This is a genomic window from Streptomyces sp. NPDC096013, assembly GCF_044763565.1.
In the GTDB taxonomy this organism is placed as follows: Bacteria; Actinomycetota; Actinomycetes; order Streptomycetales; family Streptomycetaceae; genus Streptomyces.
The window spans coordinates 114,227-129,778 of the sequence record NZ_JBIWGK010000020.1 but is presented as its reverse complement, the minus strand read 5'-3'; the positions used below and the strand labels follow the sequence as shown (position 1 = coordinate 129,778).

Here is a 15,552-nt window from a genome sequence, read left to right as displayed (position 1 = left end):
CCGCGTTCATCCCCCCACAACCGGTTTCACAGGACAGGAGCCCCACCCATGACCGGCACCAGCAGGACCGGCGTTCTCATCGTGGGCAGCGGCATCATGGGATCCACCGTGGCCCGGCTGCTGCGCGACGCCGATCCGGCCCTGGACATCACCATGGTCGACGGCGGACGGCCCATCGGCGCGACCCCCGGCCTGCACCTGCACGACCTCGACGACCCCACCCTCTGGTCGCGCTACAACGAGCAGGTCGCCACCGGCGTCCAGGGCCTGTACACGGGCGCCGAAGTCGTGCGTGACATCGCCGGCAGCATCACCGGCCTGGCGCCCGGCATGTTCCACGCGCTCGCCTTCGGCGAGGACGCCGAGGCGATGCCGGCCGCCGCACTCGCGTGGAACGCGGGCGGCATGGGCGTGCACTGGACCGCCGCGACCCCCTGGCCCGCCGGGGACGAGGTGTTCGACTTCGGTGACCCGGAGCGCTGGGCCGCGGATCTGGACACCGCACGCCGACTGCTCGCGGTCACACCCGCCGCGATCGGGCCGACCCCGGTCGGCCGGAAGGTGCTCGACGTCCTGGGCCGGCGCTTCGAAGGCGTCGGACCGGAGGACCGGCGGCCTCAGCCGATGCCCATGGCGGTCACCGTGACACCCACGGGACCCATGCCGCGCACGGCTCCGGGCACGGTCTTTCCCCCCATCGCGACGGGCGGGGACCCGGCCTTCGCGCTCCTGACCGGTACCCTCGCCACCGCTCTCCTCACCGAGGGCGGCCGGGTGTCCGGTGCCCGGCTGCGGCGGGTCGCCGACGGCGTCGAGTCCGAACTCTGCGCGGACACCGTGGTGGTGTGCGCCGACGCGCTGCGCACCCCGCAGCTGCTCTTCGCGTCCGGCATACGGCCCGAGGCACTGGGCCGTCACCTCAACGAGCACGCGTTCATCAGCGCCCGGGCACTGCTCGACCTCGACCGGTTCGGCATCGGCCTTGACGCCCTGCCCCTGCCGCGCCCCGGCGAGTTCGCCACGGATTCGCTCTGGCTGCCGCAGAACGGCGCCGCGCAGCCCTTCCACGGCCAGATCATGAACCGCACGTACATCGATGAGGCCGGTCGGCCCCTGGCACACTCGGTGGGCCTGTCGCTGTACGCCCCCGTCGAGTCCCGCCCCGAGAACCGGCTCGTCTTCTCGGAGTCGGAGACCGACCTCGCCGGGATGCCACGCTTCACCGTCGAGTTCGGCTACTCCGACAGCGACCGCACGCTGATCGACCGAGCCCTGGACCAGGTCCGCTCGCTCGCCGAGGAGTTCGGCACGTTCGATCCCGGCACCGAACTGGCCCTGCTCCCGCCCGGCTCGTCGCTGCACCAGACCGGCACCGTCCGGGCGGGCGGCGCGGACGACGGCACCAGCGTGTGCGACCCCGACGGCAGGGTGTGGGGCTTCGACAACCTGTACCTCGCCGGCAACGGCGTGATCCCCACCTCCATGGCCGCGAATGTCACGCTGGCCGGCGCGGTGACCGCCGTGCGGGCCGCGCGCGCCGTCGCCTCAAGCGTCACCACACCCGCCGTCCCCCTGAGAGGAATCCGACAGCCGTGATCGACATCCCGAAGGAATACCGCGTGGCGCTGCCCGCGTGGATCGACGACGAACTCGCCGACGTGCCCGCCGTCATCCCCGACCGCGAAGGCCGGATGCGCCTCGTGCACCGTCTCGCCGACCGCAATTGGCACGAGGGCAACGGCGGTCCGTTCGCCGCGCTGGTCGCCGAGCGGGCCACCGGCCGGATCGTCTCGGTCGGCGTGAACGTCGTACTCGCCTCCGGTGTCTCCAGCGCGCATGCCGAGGTCGTCGCCCTGGGCCTCGCCCAGACGGCGACCGGCGGCTGGGACCTCGGCGGCGAGGGCGCGCCGGCGCATGAGCTGGTCGTCAACTGGCGTCCGTGCGTGCAGTGTTACGGCGCGACGATGTGGTCCGGGGTGCGTGGGCTCGTGGTCGCGGGTGAGGGGCCGGACCTGGAGGAGATCACGACCTTCGACGAGGGCCCGCTCGGCGCGGACTGGGCCGAGCAGTTCGAGGCGCGCGGCATCGAGGTCATAGGGGATGTGCTGCGGGACGAGGCACTGGCCGTGTTCCGCGGCTACCGCGACGCCGTCGACTCCGACGGCGTCACCGTCTACAACGCCCGCGGCGGCGCCGCATGACACAGCTGACTCCGCCCGCGCCGCCGCTGACGCGTTTCGCAACCGACGTCATCACCTTCTACCACCCGGACTTCTGGGGACTGGACTCCGCCGACGCCCTGCGCGACTGGGCCCGCGACCATCCCCGGGACTTCTGGGAACGAGTGATGGAAGCGCTGGCGGAGGCCGGAGTGACCGGCCTGGAGCTGACCTTCGCGCCCGGCGACATCGACTCGGCGCTGCGTGCCTTCGGCAGCGCGGTCTCCTTCCGCCGCGCGCTGGCGGCCCGTGGTCTGTCCGTGGTGAGCGCGTTCGTCGCCGGCGACGACGCACCCGACTGGCGGCAGAGCGGAAACCTGCCCGCGATCGTCGCCGACGCCGAGCGACGCGCCGGATTCCTCGCCGAGGTGGGGGCGCACCTGCTCGTCACCGGGCTGCCGATGCGCACGACGTTCGGCACGCGTCCGCCGTTCTTCGTCGACGCCGCATACATGGCTCGGATGGCCGACATCGCCCACGTGGTCGGCGAGGCCGTCTCCGGCTACGGCGTGAAGCTCGCCTTCCACACAGAGTCCAACAGCACCCTCTGGTACGAGAGGGACATCGACCTGTTCATGGCCCTGACCGATCCGCGCTACGTGTGGCTGTGCCCCGACGCCTGCCACATCGCGCTCGGCGGAGGCGACCCCGTCGCCGTCACGCGCCGCCACTCCCAGCGCGTGGCGCTCGCGCACTGGAAAGACGCCGTCAAACCGATCGACGTCGAACTCACGATCGACGAAACCGTCTTCGCCCGGCAACAGCCCTACATGACCGAACTGGGCACCGGCATCGTGGACTGGCCGGCATGGGCCGACGCGATGTCCCGCACGCCCGGTGGCGACATCGTGCTCGTCGAACTGGACGAGGCGGCTGATCCCGTTGCCGCCCTGCGGGCGGGAAGAGCCGTCGTAGAGGGGGCCAGGGCGTGCCCGGCGGTGGACGATCACACGGCGCACAGCGAACGGCCGAACCGAGCGTGACGGCTCCCGCCGGCCGCTCCCCGCGCGCATCCTCCGCCGACGACACTGCCACTCGGCCCGCACCCCCATCCGTGACGGCAACCGCAGCCGCCCGGGTGTGACACACCTGGCGCCTGCCGGTCGCCGCCCTCGGCACGGGCATGATCGGCGACGTCCAACTGCGCGACGCACGCGCGAACGGGGCCGAGGTCGCCGGCGTCCTGACGTCCCGACGCCCACGAGCAAGCGCAGTCCAGCGGCGGCCGAGCGCTGGCAGGTCGATGTCAGTGTCAGCTACCCGGACCTCAATGCCGTCCTGAACGACGACACGATCGACGCCGTGCACGTCTGCAGCCTCAAATGCCTGCGCGCCGACCGGGGCGGTCGCCCCCCTCCGGTCCGGCAAGCACGTCGTGTCCAAGAGACCCGTCGCGCCGACCCGGCCGATGGCCCGACTCCTGGTGGACACTGCCGACTCGGCGGCGCCGTGCGGTGGGTTTGTCGCTACCACCCCTTGGTCCGGGAACTGCGGCGCCGCGTCGGGTTGCGGCGGCCTGATTCTGCGCCTGGCAGCTCCTGCACGGACAGGCCGTGCCTCCAGGACTGGCTGGCTGTCCCCAGAACGAAGCAGCTGGCGGGTGAATCCGGAGATCGGCGGCGCCTTGCGGGCGTTCGTCGGCACCGGGTCGCGCTGGTTCGACCTGGTCGAATGGGTGGCTGCCGGTTCGGATGAGGCCCCTGCTGATCATCAACCCCCTCAGCCCCCTCTCGCCCGGAGCCCACGTTGAGCACAGTCACCACCAGGACAAGCCCGCGCCACGGCAACCACCCACAGCCAACGAACCGACCACAACCCCGGCCGGCACTCGAAACCATTGCTATCCCCCAGAAGGCGATACCCACCCCTTCACGTCACCACCGCTCTCCGCAGCGCCCACCCGAGAACGTCACCACGCGGAACGCAATCAGTTGACAGTTGCAATGCACCCTGCCGGACTACCCTCCTGGACCGACCTGCTGCTGACGGTCATCGACCGCCCCCGCCGCGATAAGGAGGGCAGCCGTTTCGGGATGAGGACCGTTGTTCGCCCATTCAAGAGGCGACCAGCCCATGCCGCCGTCCTCCCTTACGTTCGGATCGGCGCCGTGGAACAGCAGCTCACGCACCGTCGCGGTATGCCCCCAACACGCAGCCGCACACAACGCCGTACCCTCCGCACCCACCCCCCTGCTCTCCACATCGGGAGAAGCACCGGACAACAGAAGCAAACCCACCATTGCAGCCTCCCCCTTCACTGCAGCCGCATAAAGAGGCGTAGTGCCCTCACCATCAGAACCCTCCGGATCAACCCCCGCCCCAAGCAATGCCCTCACCGCAACGACATCACCCGCCTGAATCGCCCCGAACAAACGCCCCAACAACTTCTTCCGCCACCGCCGATTCACAGACAGGAGACTAGAGGCTGTCCCGCAATGATCAACTGGCTCTGGCGATCAGGGTCGGGGCGTCTGCGTTCGGCCTGACTACCCTGCGAGGGCGAGGTTGTGGAGGCGGGCGATGCCAAGCATGGCGTGACGTGCGCCGTCGCCTTTCAAGCGGCAGTCGCGAAGGATCTTCCAGCTCTTCATCCGGGCGAAGGCGTGCTCCACCTGGGCGCGCACCTTGCGATGTGAGCGGTTGTGCTCCTCCTTCCAGGCCGGGAGTTCTGCCTGCCCACGTTCGCGACGGTGCGGGATCACCAGCCCCAGTACCGCGGTAGCCGCCGTCGGCGATCACCAGGGTGTTGCCGGCTGTGGCCTTCGCCCCGGAAAGCTCCCACGCCTTGCAGTCGTCGCGGTTGCCCGGCAGGGGTCGGCCGACCGCGACGATCAGGCGGATTTCGGCGTCGATGACGACCTGGTGGTTGGTGGAGTACCGGTAATTCTTCGACTGCGCGGCGACGGCGTGGGCACCAAGGCGCCGTCGCCCATGAACACCGTGTCCTTGCGGAACCGATGGCGCGGCCGCAAGGCGAGCTGCAGGCCGAGTCCGTTGATGATGCGGTCGGCTGCGGACTTCGAGTTTCCGAACAACGGGGCAAGCTGTCGTACCGTCAAGTTGGTGCGCCAATAGGCCGCAATCAGCAGGACGCGGTCCTCCAGGGGGAGGCCGGCCGACCTCGCCGGACCGTGCCCGCCCCCGCCCGGCGCACGGCGGTCACGAGCTTGCCGAAGTTACGCAGGCTCAGTCCGGTGAACAGGCCCATCCAGGACGGCACCGACGCCGGGGTCACACTAGCCACCGAACTCAGCCCAGATCCCGACCGCCGCGTCGTTGAGCTTGAGCCCAGCCGCTGTCAGTTGCCGGGTCCAGCCCCCGGTGGCAACCGCGCGACCTGCTGTCCAGCCGGCAAGACGCAGTGCGTCCTGCACAGACGGACGGCAACCCATCAACGACACACTGATGCCTTCTATGCGCTCTCCTTCCCTCAGCCGAGTCAGTCTCCCGAGGTCTGCCGCAGGTCGCGACTGGCAGACAGGGCACATGACCGTGGGTCAGCCTGCCAGTTGGGCGAGGGCCAGTGTGTGGGCCTGAGTGAGGGCTTCGGGCGCCGCGCACGGGACGTCCGGTTGTACGCCGGTGCCCTCCCAGTTCGTGCCGGAGACGGGGTTGATGGCGCGGCCGACGGGGACGGTGACCTCCAGGTGGGGGTGTACAGTCCAGCCCTCGCACGGGTGGGCGCCGCCGCGGGTGCGCTCGCCGACGACTGTGGCGCGGCCGAGCTGCTGGAGGTCGTAGGCCAGTTCCTCGGCGGCGGAGAAGGTGTCGGCACTGGACAGCACGTACAGCGGTTTGGTGCCGCCGAAGCGGGTGCCGGGGACGTGCGGGAGGCTCCAGGACTGTTCGGTGCGGTCGCCGGCGCGCCAGTACATGGTGTTGAGGTGGGTGCGCTCGTCGAGTAGGTGACTGCAGACGAACGCGACGGTGTCGGGGTCGCCGCCCCGGTTGGCGCGGAGGTCGATGATCAGGGCCTGGGCGCGGGAGGCCAGGGTGAGAGCGGCGCTCAGGGGCTCGGCGGCCCACTCCAGCGGGAACAGCATCGGGGCTAGTTCCAGCACGGCGACTTCGCCGGTGAGCAGTTCCACCCGGGGCGCACCGCCCAGCGAGGTGTCGAAGTCCCGGCGGATGGCGGCCAGATTGGCCGCTCCCTGCTTGGAGGGTACGGGGTCGACGTGGTGCCTGAGTCGCAGGTGGCGGTCGTTGTTGACGGACTGCAGGTCCGCGGTGACCAGGCGGGCGAGTTCCTTGGCCTCGTCTACGTCGTAGGCGCCTTCCGTGAGGCGTCGGTGCAGCAGGGTGGCGAGCTGCTCGGCTATGTCCGGGAAGACGTAGTGCTCGGTCAGGAGTCGGGTTGTCTCGTCGATGACAGGAGTGGGGAAGGGAGCGGGCCCAAGGTTCGTCAGGGTCGTCATGGGAGGGAGTAGAGCACCGCCCTTGCGAAAGCGTCAACGAGATTAGACACTTTCGGTATGCGTGATCAGTCTTCCCACCCGCCACCCCCCGAGGACGTGCTGGAGATCGGTTCGCCCGACCAATTCGCGGCGCTCGCCCACCCGTTGAGGCAGCGGCTGCTTTTCGTCCTGGGGCATCGGCCTGCCACCATCAGCCAGCTCGCGGCGCAGCTCGACGCGAAGAAGGGCAACGTGGCCCATCACGTCAAGGTGCTTCGTGAAGCCGGGCTGGTCCATGTCACCGAGACTCGCCAGGTCCGTGGCGGCACCGAGCAGTACTACCAGCGCACCGCCCGCCGCATGATCGTCGCCGAACCTCAGGCGGCAGACACCGCCGCGATGTTCGCCGCCGTCGCCCAAGAGCTGGACCTCTCCCCCGGCGAACACCACCTGACACTGCGTCATCTACGTCTCAGCCCCGCCACGGCGAGAGAACTCGGCGAGGCCCTCGCCAAGTTGGTCGACGACGCGGAAGAGGACACGGAGGACGAGCCGGTGCACGGTGTGCTGGTGGCGCTCTATCAGCAGGCTTCGCCGACGGGCCCCGCCAGTGCTGCCGTGGACGCGACGGGTGCCTGAACTGGCCCTGTTGGCAGAGTAGTTCGCGTGAGTGTCGGCAACTGGATCGTGCCGCGCGCCGCGTATCCGCCCGCCGGCCAAGTCGGCCTGCTGAGCCCGCTCGCCCGGTGCCCGGCCGTAACCGGACCCGTGCGCTTCGCGCAGCAGGAAGCACCCCGACCGACCACCGACCCAGGCCCGTCACTGATCCCGCATCCTCCGCAACGGAGACATGAGAAGCAGCAGCCCCGCCGCCCAAGCCCCCAGCGCGCAGAGCCACATGCACGGCCGGAGTCCGATCCACGTGCCCAGGACGCCGCCGAAGAGCGCACCGAGAGGCATGGTCCCCCACACCACCCAGCGCACCGACGCGTTCATCCGGCCCAGCAGTTCGGGAGGGCAGATCGCCTGGCGGTACGAGATCTGGACCGACTGGACACAGACGCTCGAACCTTACCAACCGCCGGCCGGTGCCCGCGCCCCTGGAGCAGCTTGAAGCCGGAAAAGGTGCCGACGCGTGGGACGATCTTTGGGACGCACTCGGCCTCGAAGGCCAGACTGTTGTTCCTGCGAGCTTCGCCGCGCTTCCAACCTTGGTGGTTGTCGGCACCAAGAGTCCTGAAGCGCTCAGCCTGGCCGGAGCAATCATGCGCGGCGCCCTGCAAGACCATGGCGCTGACGACCTCCTGCAGAGCTGCACCGAGGCGGTGCGCCAACTCCAGAATCTGCTGGACCAACGACTGAAGTCACGGCCAGCCGACTATCTGCATGCTTTCCGTGACCTGCTGGCCACCACCGGCCAGTACCACTGGATACCAATGGAGTGCTGTACTCGGAGACTTCTCGGAGGACTTCTACGACCTGCGGCGGTCACAGCACGAGCAGATGATTGGTTGCTGGCCAGGCTCAGAATCCTGGTGCTTGGAAAAGGCTTTGACGCGCGGTTCGCTGTTCATCGATGGTGATCCGGACGTCCGGACCGAGCGGTCACGAACCGCCGCGTCGCCGACGGCCACACCACGGTGAGGGAGTTGGGGATGATTGTTGTGTCGGCCGCTTCGGGGGCTTTCGGCCGACTGGTCATCGACCAGTTGCTGGCCCAGTGCCCCGCTGATCGCATAATCGCCGCGGTGCGCAATCCAAAAAGAGTCGCGGATCTCGCCGCTCGCGGGGTCCATGTCCGCCTCGGTGACTACGATGACCCGGCAACGCTGCGCACCGCATTCAAGGGAGCCGACCGGCTGCTGCTGATCTCCTCTCCGGAGCTGGAACCCTCCCGCCGCGCCGGCCAGCACCAGGCAGCCATCGACGCGGCCCGCACCGCCGGAGTCGGAGCGATCATCTACACCAGTTTTCTGGGGGCCGACACTCAGGCCCACGGTGTCACCGCAGCTCATCACGCCACCGAGCGCACCCTGTTCGCAAGCGGGCTGCCCCACACGCTGTTGCGCCACCCCTACTACAGCGAGGCATTCCTCAATGCGGGCCTGCGCGCCGCCGTCACCTCGGGTGAACTGGCCAGCGACACCGGCGGGCGTGGCATCAACACCGCTTTCCGCAGCGAACTCGCCGAGGCCGCCGCCCGCGTCCTCATCGAGGACCACCACCTCGGCCGCGCCTACGACTTCACCGGCGACCTGTGGACCTACAACCAGCTCGCCCACGTACTCAGCCGTATCTCCGGCAGACCCGTCGTCCACCGAGACCGGCACGGCCGCGCGCCGGGTGCCCAGGGCTGGCTTGAGGACCAGGTCCGTGCCGGCGCACTGGAGCGACAGACCGACGATCTCCCGCACGTCCTCGGTCACCCAGCCGCCACCCTCGACCAGGCCGTCACCGCAATCCTCACCCAACCCGCCTCACCAGCCGCCAGCCCTGCCCCGGAGTGACATTCAGGCCCTACGCAATGATGTTGCGTAGGAGCAGGAGTGGAGAATTTGCATGCCCCGACAACACGGCGAACCTCTGCGGTCACCGCACCAGGTCAGACGACGGATGGACGCCTTGGGTCGGTTGGGACGATCGTGTGCTCGTCGAAGGGCTGTTCAAGGGCTTCGTGGCCGTGCTCGCGGCGATATGCCATCTCGGCTTCGGTGACCGGCAGAACCCAGAGGATTCAGGCATCGCCGTAGGTCAGTAGACACTGCTCGATGTGAGGTCCGTGGAGGTAGGGAAGGCTGACCAGCAGGTGATCTCAGTGGGACCCTGGCAGCCATGGAGATTGTCCGGCAACTGCTGGAAGAGGGCTGGACGATCAAGCCTGAGGACCTGGCCCACATCTCGCCGTACCTGAGCGAGCACAGCAACCGATTCGGCGAGTACTCCATCCACGACCTCGGCATCCAGCCGTATGAGCACGGCCCGAAGCTCACGAGCACGACCCGAAGCTGGACGTCGGCTTCCCCCTCTGCACGGCGACGAGCCAGCGATCGACGGGTGGGGGTTTCGCAGGCCGCGTGAGCCCGTGTCCCGAGCCTGCGCACGTCAGATCACCGCTCCACCTGGTCGGGCGCGACCTTCACGCCTCCGAGGGCTCCTGATCGTTGTGTTCTTGCTCCTGCGCCCAGGTGATCGCCCATTCGTCGAGCGGACGGAGGGCGCGCCTGAGCGCTGCCCCCAGCCGAGTGAGCTCGTAGCCATCGGCCGAGGGGGCGATGATTCCACTCGATGTGAGTTCACGGAGCCGCTGATAAAGGACGCTGGACGAGAGCCCTTCGCACCGTGCCAGCAGTGCGCGGGCGCCGAGCGGACCCTCACGCAGCTCCCAGACAATTCGTAGCGCCCACCGACGGCCGAACAGGTCCATCGCGGCCATGAGGGGACGGCCGGTCGTCGATCCACGAACCGGTGTTCCTGGGCGCGGTGTCGGCATACCTCTCCTAGCTCTTGCGTTTCGTTATTCGAAACACTAGCATCCATTAGGCGTTTCTGATTTCGAAACGAACTCGACGGGAGGAGAGGCGATGTCGCGGATAGCCCTGCTTGACCCGCCGTACACCGACCAGGCCGACGCACTGCTCGCACGCATGATGCCCGGGGGAACTCCACCGATCGGGCTGTTCCGGATGTTCGCCAGAAACGTCCCCATGACCGAGGCCATGCACGGGTGGGGTCGCTACGAGTTGAGCAGACAGCTGACCCTGACCATGCGGCAACGCGAGATCGTCATCGACCGGACGTGCGCGCTGTGCGGCTGTGAGTACGAGTGGGGCGTGCACATGATGACGTTCGCCGAGCGGGTCGGGCTGACCCGCGAGCAGACGACATCCCTGGTGCACGGCGGTCCCGCCGACGAGTGCTGGACGTCCGAGAGAGAACGACTGCTCATCCTCGCTGTCGATGCGCTGCACGAGCGCTCCGACATCGATGACGCGCTGTGGACACGGCTCGTGTCGGTCTTCGATGAACTCCAGCTGCTCGATCTGCTTCTGCTGTGCGGGTGGTACCACGCCGTCAGCTTCGCCGCGCGCGCCACGCGCGTGCCGCACGAGCCCGGCGCGCCTCGCTTCGCCGACTTCCTCCCCGTCGTGACCGGGACCGACCAATGAGCTCTGCCCTGGAGCGCTCCGAGGCGCGAAAGGTCGTCGTGCGCAAGCTGGCGGTCCTGTACTCCAAACACACCGACCCTGAACTGGACGGAGCCCGTCATGCATAAGTTGGTGGTCCTGTATTCCAAGCCCGCCGATCCTGACCACTTTCGCGACTACTACGTGACCAACCACCTCCCGCTGATCATGAATTGGCCCGGCCTGCTTGCGTGGCGCTACAGCTTCGACGTGATGGCGACCGAGGGAGAAGCGCCGTATTTCGCGGTCTTCGAAGGCGACTTCGCTGACGCCGCCGTAATGGCCGCGGCGCGGGCGTCGCCGTACGGCCGACGAGTGACCGCCGACGTCGCCAACTACGCCACCGGCGGTGCGGTCGTCATCCACTATCCGGTGCAGGACGGGACCGGCTGAGGTAGGTAGTAGGTAGTAGGTACCATCCGCGACGTGTTCGGTCGGCCGTTGGGGCCACGTCCGGCCATCAACGCCGCCGTGAGGCCACCACGAAACCCACAAGGTTGGGCTGCGCGAGGTGCAGCACCGCCCAGCAGGAAGTGGGCCGAGAAGAGCGACTGCTCCTTCATTCCAGTGATGAAGTGAAGGCGCACGTTGTCTGAGACGAGCACGATCGGGCCGCCGAGCTGGATGCGGGCACGGACGATCAGGCTGCGGAAGTCGTGCCAGCCGAACCCCTCGGTGTGTCCTCGCGCCCCGTCGCGGTGCCCAGAGATCGCGTAGATCAGCCGGGATCGCACGCCCGGCTTGTCGCAGGCCGTGCCCGCCCGCTATCGACACCCGCCCGGAGCAACGGCCCCTCCCCCTCACAACCGGGGCTGGGCCGATCCGGCCCCGGGTTCTGGCGCGCAGCGGAGTCAGCGGCGGAGTCATCGACTGACCGGCCTCGTCCTCGAAAACGATCCAGGCGCCGCACCGCGCTCCGCTGCGGTGCTCTTACCCGCGGCCAGATCTCCTTCTTCCACAGCTCGACCGCGTCGTCATCACGCGTGATCACCCGCCGACTGGACCGCTCCGCCGTGACCCGCGCGGTCGGTGAGGTGATCCGGCTGCTGGCCGGGCGGGGCTTCGCCGTTGCGGAGCGGCCTGGTGTGCGGATGCGGACCCTGGAGGACGTGTTCGCCTACGCCGAGACCGAGGGCGTGCGGCTGCGGCTGGACGCCACCCAGCTCCAGGTCGCCGGCCAGCCACAGGCAGGGCGACCGCCGGGCCTTCGTATCAAGCACGAAGAAGCAGAACACGATGAAGGCCAGCGTCATCGCGGACCAGCGCGGCCGTACCCTATGGGCCGACGGCCTGCGGTCAGAACGGATGCACGACGTCACCGCCGCCCGAACGGCCGGCATCAGCACCTGCTTTGACGACATCGACCGGGTCCAGGTTCTCCTTGATGACGGCTACCTTGCCCTCAGCCGAGACCACCCGAGGGAAAGCCCTCACCCCACCACGCACACTGCGACCAGCAGCGAGCGCGCCCTCCGTCGAGGCTCAGGAACGCCAGCGACACGACCACTCCGTGCCAACGGATCACCGTCCAACACGCCCTCGCCGACCACAAACGCTGGAAGCAACGCCAGCGCTGGACCCACCACCGCGACGGGTTGCCCGACACCTACCAGGCCCTCGCCGGCCATGTCTCCGACCACATAGCCACCACGTGAATACAGACCACGACCAAGCCAGACATGAGCCACCAGCCTTGACGCACCAACTCGTAAGCCCAACACATCGCCGAATGGCCCGGTTCCGGGTGCAGGCGACCCATGCCGGATAGAGCGGTGGGTCAGCAATGTGGACCGTCGGTGCAACGGCATCCACAGCGCGGCATTGCCAAGCCGAGACCGCATCCCGTAACGTCACAAGCGTTAGGTTACGACCGTGAGGTTACTGGCTCACGGTCACTGCAGGTGGATCCAGCCGGTTTGGCCAAGGAGGCCGAAATGAAGATCGTTGATGTGCGCCCCGATCTGCGTATGGTGCTCGACGATGGGCCCGGACAGGCATACCTGCTGCGCCGCGGGTCGAACGCGGTGCTGGTCGACACCGGCATCGCCGGGCAAGGCAAAGTCATCGCCGAGGCATTGCGCGGTTGGGGCCTGGACCGGGAGTCGCTGACCCATGTGGTTTTGACGCACTGGCATCCCGACCATGCCGGGTCGGCTGCCGAACTGGCCGCCTGGCCCAACGTTCGCGTCTGGGCGCACCGCAGCGATGCCCCGATCATCCGCGGCGACAGTTACAGCTCGCTTCCCGCACTCACCCACGCCGAGGAGGAGTTCTACGCCCACATAGCCGACACCATCCCCGACGCCGCACCTTCTCGCGTCGACCGCGAGCTCGACGACGACGAGATCCTCGAGGAGATCGACGCCCGCGTCCTGTCGACTCCCGGCCATACCGACGGCAGCATCGCCTTGCACTTCCCGAACGAGGCTGTCCTGTTCACCGGTGACATTGCCACCGAGCAAGGGGGCCAGGTCGTACTCGGGCCGTTCAACCTCGACCGGGCGCAGGCCCGCGACTCCTTCAGGCGCTTTGCCGACATCGACATTGACACCGTCTGCTTCGGCCACGGTCAGCCGCTACGCGGTGACGACACTGCCTTGCTACGCAAAGCGGCCACCGCCAACGAGATCCCCGACCCTCTGGGCTGACCCGCGCGCTGGTCTGCCAGACGCGCCGCCCGAACCGGCGCTGCGCGCGTCGCCGTCCAAGCCACAAGTTGACCCCGCCCGCAGTCTCAGTCGCCGGCGAGCACCGCACAGGCCAGACCGCCACCCCGGCGACGGTTCAGGCGCTCCTTCAGGAGCGCAAGGGTGAGGAGGACGGGGAGGGCGGGGTAGAGGCGGAGAGCACGGTGGCGAGGCTGTGAGCTGTTGCCTGGTGTCCTCCAGGTACAGCACGATCGCGAGCGTACCCACGGAGCCGGTCGCCACGGTGGCCGCCCATGGCCCTTCCGTCAACGGCCAGCCTGCGCCGTAGGCTCCCAGGACCGCGACGGAGACCACGCGGCTCAGCCCCACTGGCCCCAGGCCACTGCCCGCCTGCGCCATGACCAGGAATTGCACACCGGAGCCCACACTGTCGACCAGAGCGCTGCGCATACCCGCGGACACCGTCCCTCGTTGCCTGGCGCCCGGGTCCGGCGGACTCTGCGAGACCAGCCACAGCCCCTCAGGGGCAACAGCGATCCCCATCCATGCGGTGACGGGCTAGGCGGTTCGACGATTCGGTGGCCTTGTGGGTGATGCGAGGAGTGATGTTCCGCTCCCGCAGCCATCACCGCAGATGGGCAGATTCGTACCCCTAATCGCCATGGAGCTTGGCCGGCCTGCGGCGGCGAGACCGCACAGGCAATGGCCTCAGGGGCCTTTGACCGGGCACGAGTGAGGCCGCCCGCCCCGGCCGTAAACGGCCTGAAGGGCGGGCGGGAACTGAGGAGTTGAGCCGGTGGCACTACGCACGACGTGCGTGGCCTGGGTGACGCTGAGAGGTGGGGGTGGCAGGTCAGTTGGTGTCTGCGAACGGGTCGTACTGGACGACTTTCAAGCTGATGTTCGTGTCGCTCGTCCCCACCGTGGCGCCGGAGGCGGTGATGTCTGCCTGGGTCGGCCACGTGGTGCCCGGCCAGACATTGCCGGCCTTCTCGACGACCGAGAACGGGGACTTCTGCCTGCCACCCACGACCGTCACGGTGACGGTGTAAGCCACGCGTTGGTCACCGCCGTTGTGGAACGTCAGCGGTACCACGACCCGTCCCGACACCAGGCGAGGCGCGTAAGCGACGACCTCACCGTGCGCTCCCGTGGCAGCCGCCTTCCCGAATCCGTAGTCCTTGGGATCGGGGACAGCCGTGTTCGTCGGCTGGACGGGATCTCCACTCGCGGCGGCGGCCGCGCGCTGAGCGGCCGCGTCCTGTGCTGCCTTATTGGGAGCGCTGGCCGTGTCTGACGGCTTGGCCAAGGCAGTTGCCGAGGAGGGCGTTTGGGTCGACGTGTCGGCCTGGTGGCTTCCCTCATTGCTGCAGGCGGTCAGTGCAAGAGGCCCTGCGGCCATCGCAACTAACAGGAGGCGCGCGGAGGCCCGGGTTCTGCCGGGCAGGATCTTAGTCACAGGAGAACATGTACTCGGTCGTGTAGTTGATGTACAAGTTGCCGGAAGTCGCGCCCGTCTTCGCAATCACGGGTGCGCAGACAGCGCTGGCTAGGCAGACAGGGCCAGCGTATTCGCTGAAGTTCCCGGTGCCCGTGGGCGCGTACTCCCAGTCGAAGGTCGCCTACGGTCTGTTCGGTCTTGAGCTCGACCGGCGCAGCAGGGCCTGCGGCAGCATTAGCGCCAACCTTGCGCATCCTGGGGTCGCCCCGACGAACCTGCTCGCGGCGCGCCCCGAGATCGGCCGCACCGAAGCGATGCCGGCCCGTCGGATGATCACCGCACTCTCCCGGCTCGGCATCACGGGCACCGTCACGAGTGCCGGTCTGCCCGCACTCATGGCGGCGACCACACCCGGCGATCAAGGTGGCAAGTTCTTCGGCCCGAATGGCGTCGGCGGCGCGGGCGGCCGGCCCGCGGAGCAGAAGCTCTCCTCGCCCCTGCGCAGCCCTGAGGACGCACGGCGCATGTGGGACCTCACACAGCAGCTCACCGCGGTGCCACTGAGCACGGCCTGAGGTGCCCTTCATCCGCCACGCGTCTTCCAGGCCGACCGGCACGACGTCTTCGTCCGGCCGCTCACCACAGCCGGGCTGGCTTTGCCCGTCG

At 68.5% G+C, this 15,552-nt stretch carries 18 protein-coding genes and 1 pseudogene; 11 read left to right on the top strand and 8 right to left on the bottom strand.

The window, feature by feature from the left end; all coding sequences use genetic code 11:
* The first annotated feature begins 48 nt into the window (after positions 1 to 48).
* Genes ACIRB1_RS41265 through ACIRB1_RS41255 form a run of 3 tightly spaced genes read left to right on the top strand, consistent with a single transcriptional unit; the run spans position 49 to position 3,202 of the window.
* Positions 49 to 1,596 carry a GMC oxidoreductase gene (locus ACIRB1_RS41265; RefSeq protein WP_403469159.1) on the top strand — a complete coding sequence of 516 codons (1,548 nt, stop codon included), beginning with the start codon at positions 49 to 51 and terminating at the stop codon, positions 1,594 to 1,596.
* Positions 1,593 to 2,201 carry a nucleoside deaminase gene (locus ACIRB1_RS41260; protein WP_403469158.1) on the top strand — a complete coding sequence of 203 codons (609 nt, stop codon included), beginning with the start codon at positions 1,593 to 1,595 and terminating at the stop codon, positions 2,199 to 2,201. Before ACIRB1_RS41265 ends, ACIRB1_RS41260 begins: the two co-directional genes overlap by 4 nt.
* Complete coding sequence (locus tag ACIRB1_RS41255; protein WP_403469157.1) at positions 2,198 to 3,202, top strand: sugar phosphate isomerase/epimerase family protein; 1,005 nt, start codon at positions 2,198 to 2,200, stop codon at positions 3,200 to 3,202. The genes ACIRB1_RS41260 and ACIRB1_RS41255 overlap by 4 nt, the downstream gene beginning before the upstream one ends.
* A 975-nt stretch (positions 3,203 to 4,177) precedes the next feature.
* Here ACIRB1_RS41255 and ACIRB1_RS41250 read toward each other — a convergent pair.
* From ACIRB1_RS41250 to ACIRB1_RS41235, 4 genes and pseudogenes are all read right to left on the bottom strand, one after another.
* Positions 4,178 to 4,627: an ankyrin repeat domain-containing protein gene (locus ACIRB1_RS41250; protein WP_403469156.1), complete on the bottom strand. Its 450-nt coding sequence runs from the start codon at positions 4,625 to 4,627 to the stop codon at positions 4,178 to 4,180.
* Positions 4,628 to 4,705: 78 nt separating this feature from the next.
* A pseudogene (locus ACIRB1_RS41245) lies at positions 4,706 to 5,463 on the bottom strand (transposase).
* Entirely contained in the window at positions 5,456 to 5,611 is a 156-nt protein-coding gene (locus ACIRB1_RS41240; protein ID WP_403469182.1) for an SUKH-3 domain-containing protein, read from the bottom strand. Before ACIRB1_RS41240 ends, ACIRB1_RS41245 begins: the two are co-directional and overlap by 8 nt.
* Positions 5,612 to 5,716: 105 nt before the next feature.
* Entirely contained in the window at positions 5,717 to 6,634 is a 918-nt protein-coding gene (locus tag ACIRB1_RS41235; RefSeq protein WP_403469155.1) for a S41 family peptidase, read from the bottom strand.
* Positions 6,635 to 6,691: 57 nt separating this feature from the next.
* Here ACIRB1_RS41235 and ACIRB1_RS41230 point away from each other — a divergent pair, with 57 nt between their 5' ends.
* The 3 genes from ACIRB1_RS41230 to ACIRB1_RS41220 all read left to right on the top strand — a co-directional run bounded on the left by ACIRB1_RS41230 (position 6,692) and on the right by ACIRB1_RS41220 (position 9,120).
* Positions 6,692 to 7,252 carry an ArsR/SmtB family transcription factor gene (locus tag ACIRB1_RS41230; protein ID WP_403469154.1) on the top strand — a complete coding sequence of 187 codons (561 nt, stop codon included), beginning with the start codon at positions 6,692 to 6,694 and terminating at the stop codon, positions 7,250 to 7,252.
* A 449-nt stretch (positions 7,253 to 7,701) separates the two neighbouring features.
* Entirely contained in the window at positions 7,702 to 8,196 is a 495-nt protein-coding gene (locus ACIRB1_RS41225) for a hypothetical protein (RefSeq protein WP_403469153.1), read from the top strand.
* A gap of 72 nt (positions 8,197 to 8,268) precedes the next feature.
* Complete coding sequence (locus ACIRB1_RS41220; RefSeq protein WP_403469152.1) at positions 8,269 to 9,120, top strand: NAD(P)H-binding protein; 852 nt, start codon at positions 8,269 to 8,271, stop codon at positions 9,118 to 9,120.
* A 95-nt stretch (positions 9,121 to 9,215) separates the two neighbouring features.
* Here the strand turns inward: ACIRB1_RS41220 and ACIRB1_RS41215 are convergent, their stop codons facing one another.
* Positions 9,216 to 9,335, bottom strand: a complete 120-nt coding sequence (locus ACIRB1_RS41215) for a hypothetical protein (protein WP_403469181.1) — start codon at positions 9,333 to 9,335, stop codon at positions 9,216 to 9,218.
* Positions 9,336 to 9,445: 110 nt separating this feature from the next.
* Here ACIRB1_RS41215 and ACIRB1_RS41210 point away from each other — a divergent pair, with 110 nt between their 5' ends.
* Positions 9,446 to 9,691, top strand: a complete 246-nt coding sequence (locus ACIRB1_RS41210) for a hypothetical protein (RefSeq protein WP_403469151.1) — start codon at positions 9,446 to 9,448, stop codon at positions 9,689 to 9,691.
* A gap of 58 nt (positions 9,692 to 9,749) precedes the next feature.
* Here the strand turns inward: ACIRB1_RS41210 and ACIRB1_RS41205 are convergent, their stop codons facing one another.
* Positions 9,750 to 10,046, bottom strand: a complete 297-nt coding sequence (locus tag ACIRB1_RS41205) for a winged helix-turn-helix transcriptional regulator (RefSeq protein WP_403469150.1) — start codon at positions 10,044 to 10,046, stop codon at positions 9,750 to 9,752.
* Positions 10,047 to 10,194: 148 nt separating this feature from the next.
* Between ACIRB1_RS41205 and ACIRB1_RS41200 the strand changes: the two genes are divergently transcribed.
* Positions 10,195 to 10,779, top strand: coding sequence for a carboxymuconolactone decarboxylase family protein (locus ACIRB1_RS41200; RefSeq protein ID WP_403469149.1), 585 nt, complete (start codon positions 10,195 to 10,197; stop codon positions 10,777 to 10,779).
* Positions 10,780 to 10,878: 99 nt separating this feature from the next.
* Entirely contained in the window at positions 10,879 to 11,190 is a 312-nt protein-coding gene (locus tag ACIRB1_RS41195; RefSeq protein ID WP_403469148.1) for an EthD family reductase, read from the top strand.
* A 584-nt stretch (positions 11,191 to 11,774) separates the two neighbouring features.
* Here ACIRB1_RS41195 and ACIRB1_RS41190 read toward each other — a convergent pair.
* On the bottom strand, positions 11,775 to 12,050 hold the full coding sequence (locus ACIRB1_RS41190; protein ID WP_403469147.1) for a hypothetical protein: 276 nt from the start codon (positions 12,048 to 12,050) through the stop codon (positions 11,775 to 11,777).
* A 681-nt stretch (positions 12,051 to 12,731) separates the two neighbouring features.
* On the opposite strand from ACIRB1_RS41190, the gene ACIRB1_RS41185 reads away from it, so the two are divergent.
* Positions 12,732 to 13,445: an MBL fold metallo-hydrolase gene (locus ACIRB1_RS41185; protein WP_403469146.1), complete on the top strand. Its 714-nt coding sequence runs from the start codon at positions 12,732 to 12,734 to the stop codon at positions 13,443 to 13,445.
* A gap of 853 nt (positions 13,446 to 14,298) precedes the next feature.
* On the opposite strand, the gene ACIRB1_RS41180 is transcribed toward ACIRB1_RS41185, so the two are convergent.
* Complete coding sequence (locus ACIRB1_RS41180) at positions 14,299 to 14,904, bottom strand: hypothetical protein (RefSeq protein WP_403469145.1); 606 nt, start codon at positions 14,902 to 14,904, stop codon at positions 14,299 to 14,301.
* A 128-nt stretch (positions 14,905 to 15,032) separates the two neighbouring features.
* Here ACIRB1_RS41180 and ACIRB1_RS41175 point away from each other — a divergent pair, with 128 nt between their 5' ends.
* Positions 15,033 to 15,461 (top strand): short chain dehydrogenase, encoded by a 429-nt coding sequence (locus tag ACIRB1_RS41175; protein ID WP_403469144.1) that lies wholly within the window; start codon positions 15,033 to 15,035, stop codon positions 15,459 to 15,461.
* Positions 15,462 to 15,552: the final 91 nt, after the last annotated feature.

What these genes read in the sequence shown, in the direction of transcription:
- ACIRB1_RS41265 (WP_403469159.1), top strand. Translation starts at nt 49, where the DNA reads ATGACCGGCACCAGCAGGACCGGCGTTCTCATCGTGGGCAGCGGCATC.
- ACIRB1_RS41255 (WP_403469157.1), top strand. Translation starts at nt 2,198, where the DNA reads ATGACACAGCTGACTCCGCCCGCGCCGCCGCTGACGCGTTTCGCAACC.
- ACIRB1_RS41240 (WP_403469182.1), bottom strand. Translation starts at nt 5,611, where the DNA reads ATGGGTTGCCGTCCGTCTGTGCAGGACGCACTGCGTCTTGCCGGCTGG.
- ACIRB1_RS41235 (WP_403469155.1), bottom strand. Translation starts at nt 6,634, where the DNA reads ATGACGACCCTGACGAACCTTGGGCCCGCTCCCTTCCCCACTCCTGTC.
- ACIRB1_RS41230 (WP_403469154.1), top strand. Translation starts at nt 6,692, where the DNA reads ATGCGTGATCAGTCTTCCCACCCGCCACCCCCCGAGGACGTGCTGGAG.
- ACIRB1_RS41220 (WP_403469152.1), top strand. Translation starts at nt 8,269, where the DNA reads ATGATTGTTGTGTCGGCCGCTTCGGGGGCTTTCGGCCGACTGGTCATC.
- ACIRB1_RS41210 (WP_403469151.1), top strand. Translation starts at nt 9,446, where the DNA reads ATGGAGATTGTCCGGCAACTGCTGGAAGAGGGCTGGACGATCAAGCCT.
- ACIRB1_RS41205 (WP_403469150.1), bottom strand. Translation starts at nt 10,046, where the DNA reads ATGGCCGCGATGGACCTGTTCGGCCGTCGGTGGGCGCTACGAATTGTC.
- ACIRB1_RS41200 (WP_403469149.1), top strand. Translation starts at nt 10,195, where the DNA reads ATGTCGCGGATAGCCCTGCTTGACCCGCCGTACACCGACCAGGCCGAC.
- ACIRB1_RS41195 (WP_403469148.1), top strand. Translation starts at nt 10,879, where the DNA reads ATGCATAAGTTGGTGGTCCTGTATTCCAAGCCCGCCGATCCTGACCAC.
- ACIRB1_RS41190 (WP_403469147.1), bottom strand. Translation starts at nt 12,050, where the DNA reads ATGACGCTGGCCTTCATCGTGTTCTGCTTCTTCGTGCTTGATACGAAG.
- ACIRB1_RS41185 (WP_403469146.1), top strand. Translation starts at nt 12,732, where the DNA reads ATGAAGATCGTTGATGTGCGCCCCGATCTGCGTATGGTGCTCGACGAT.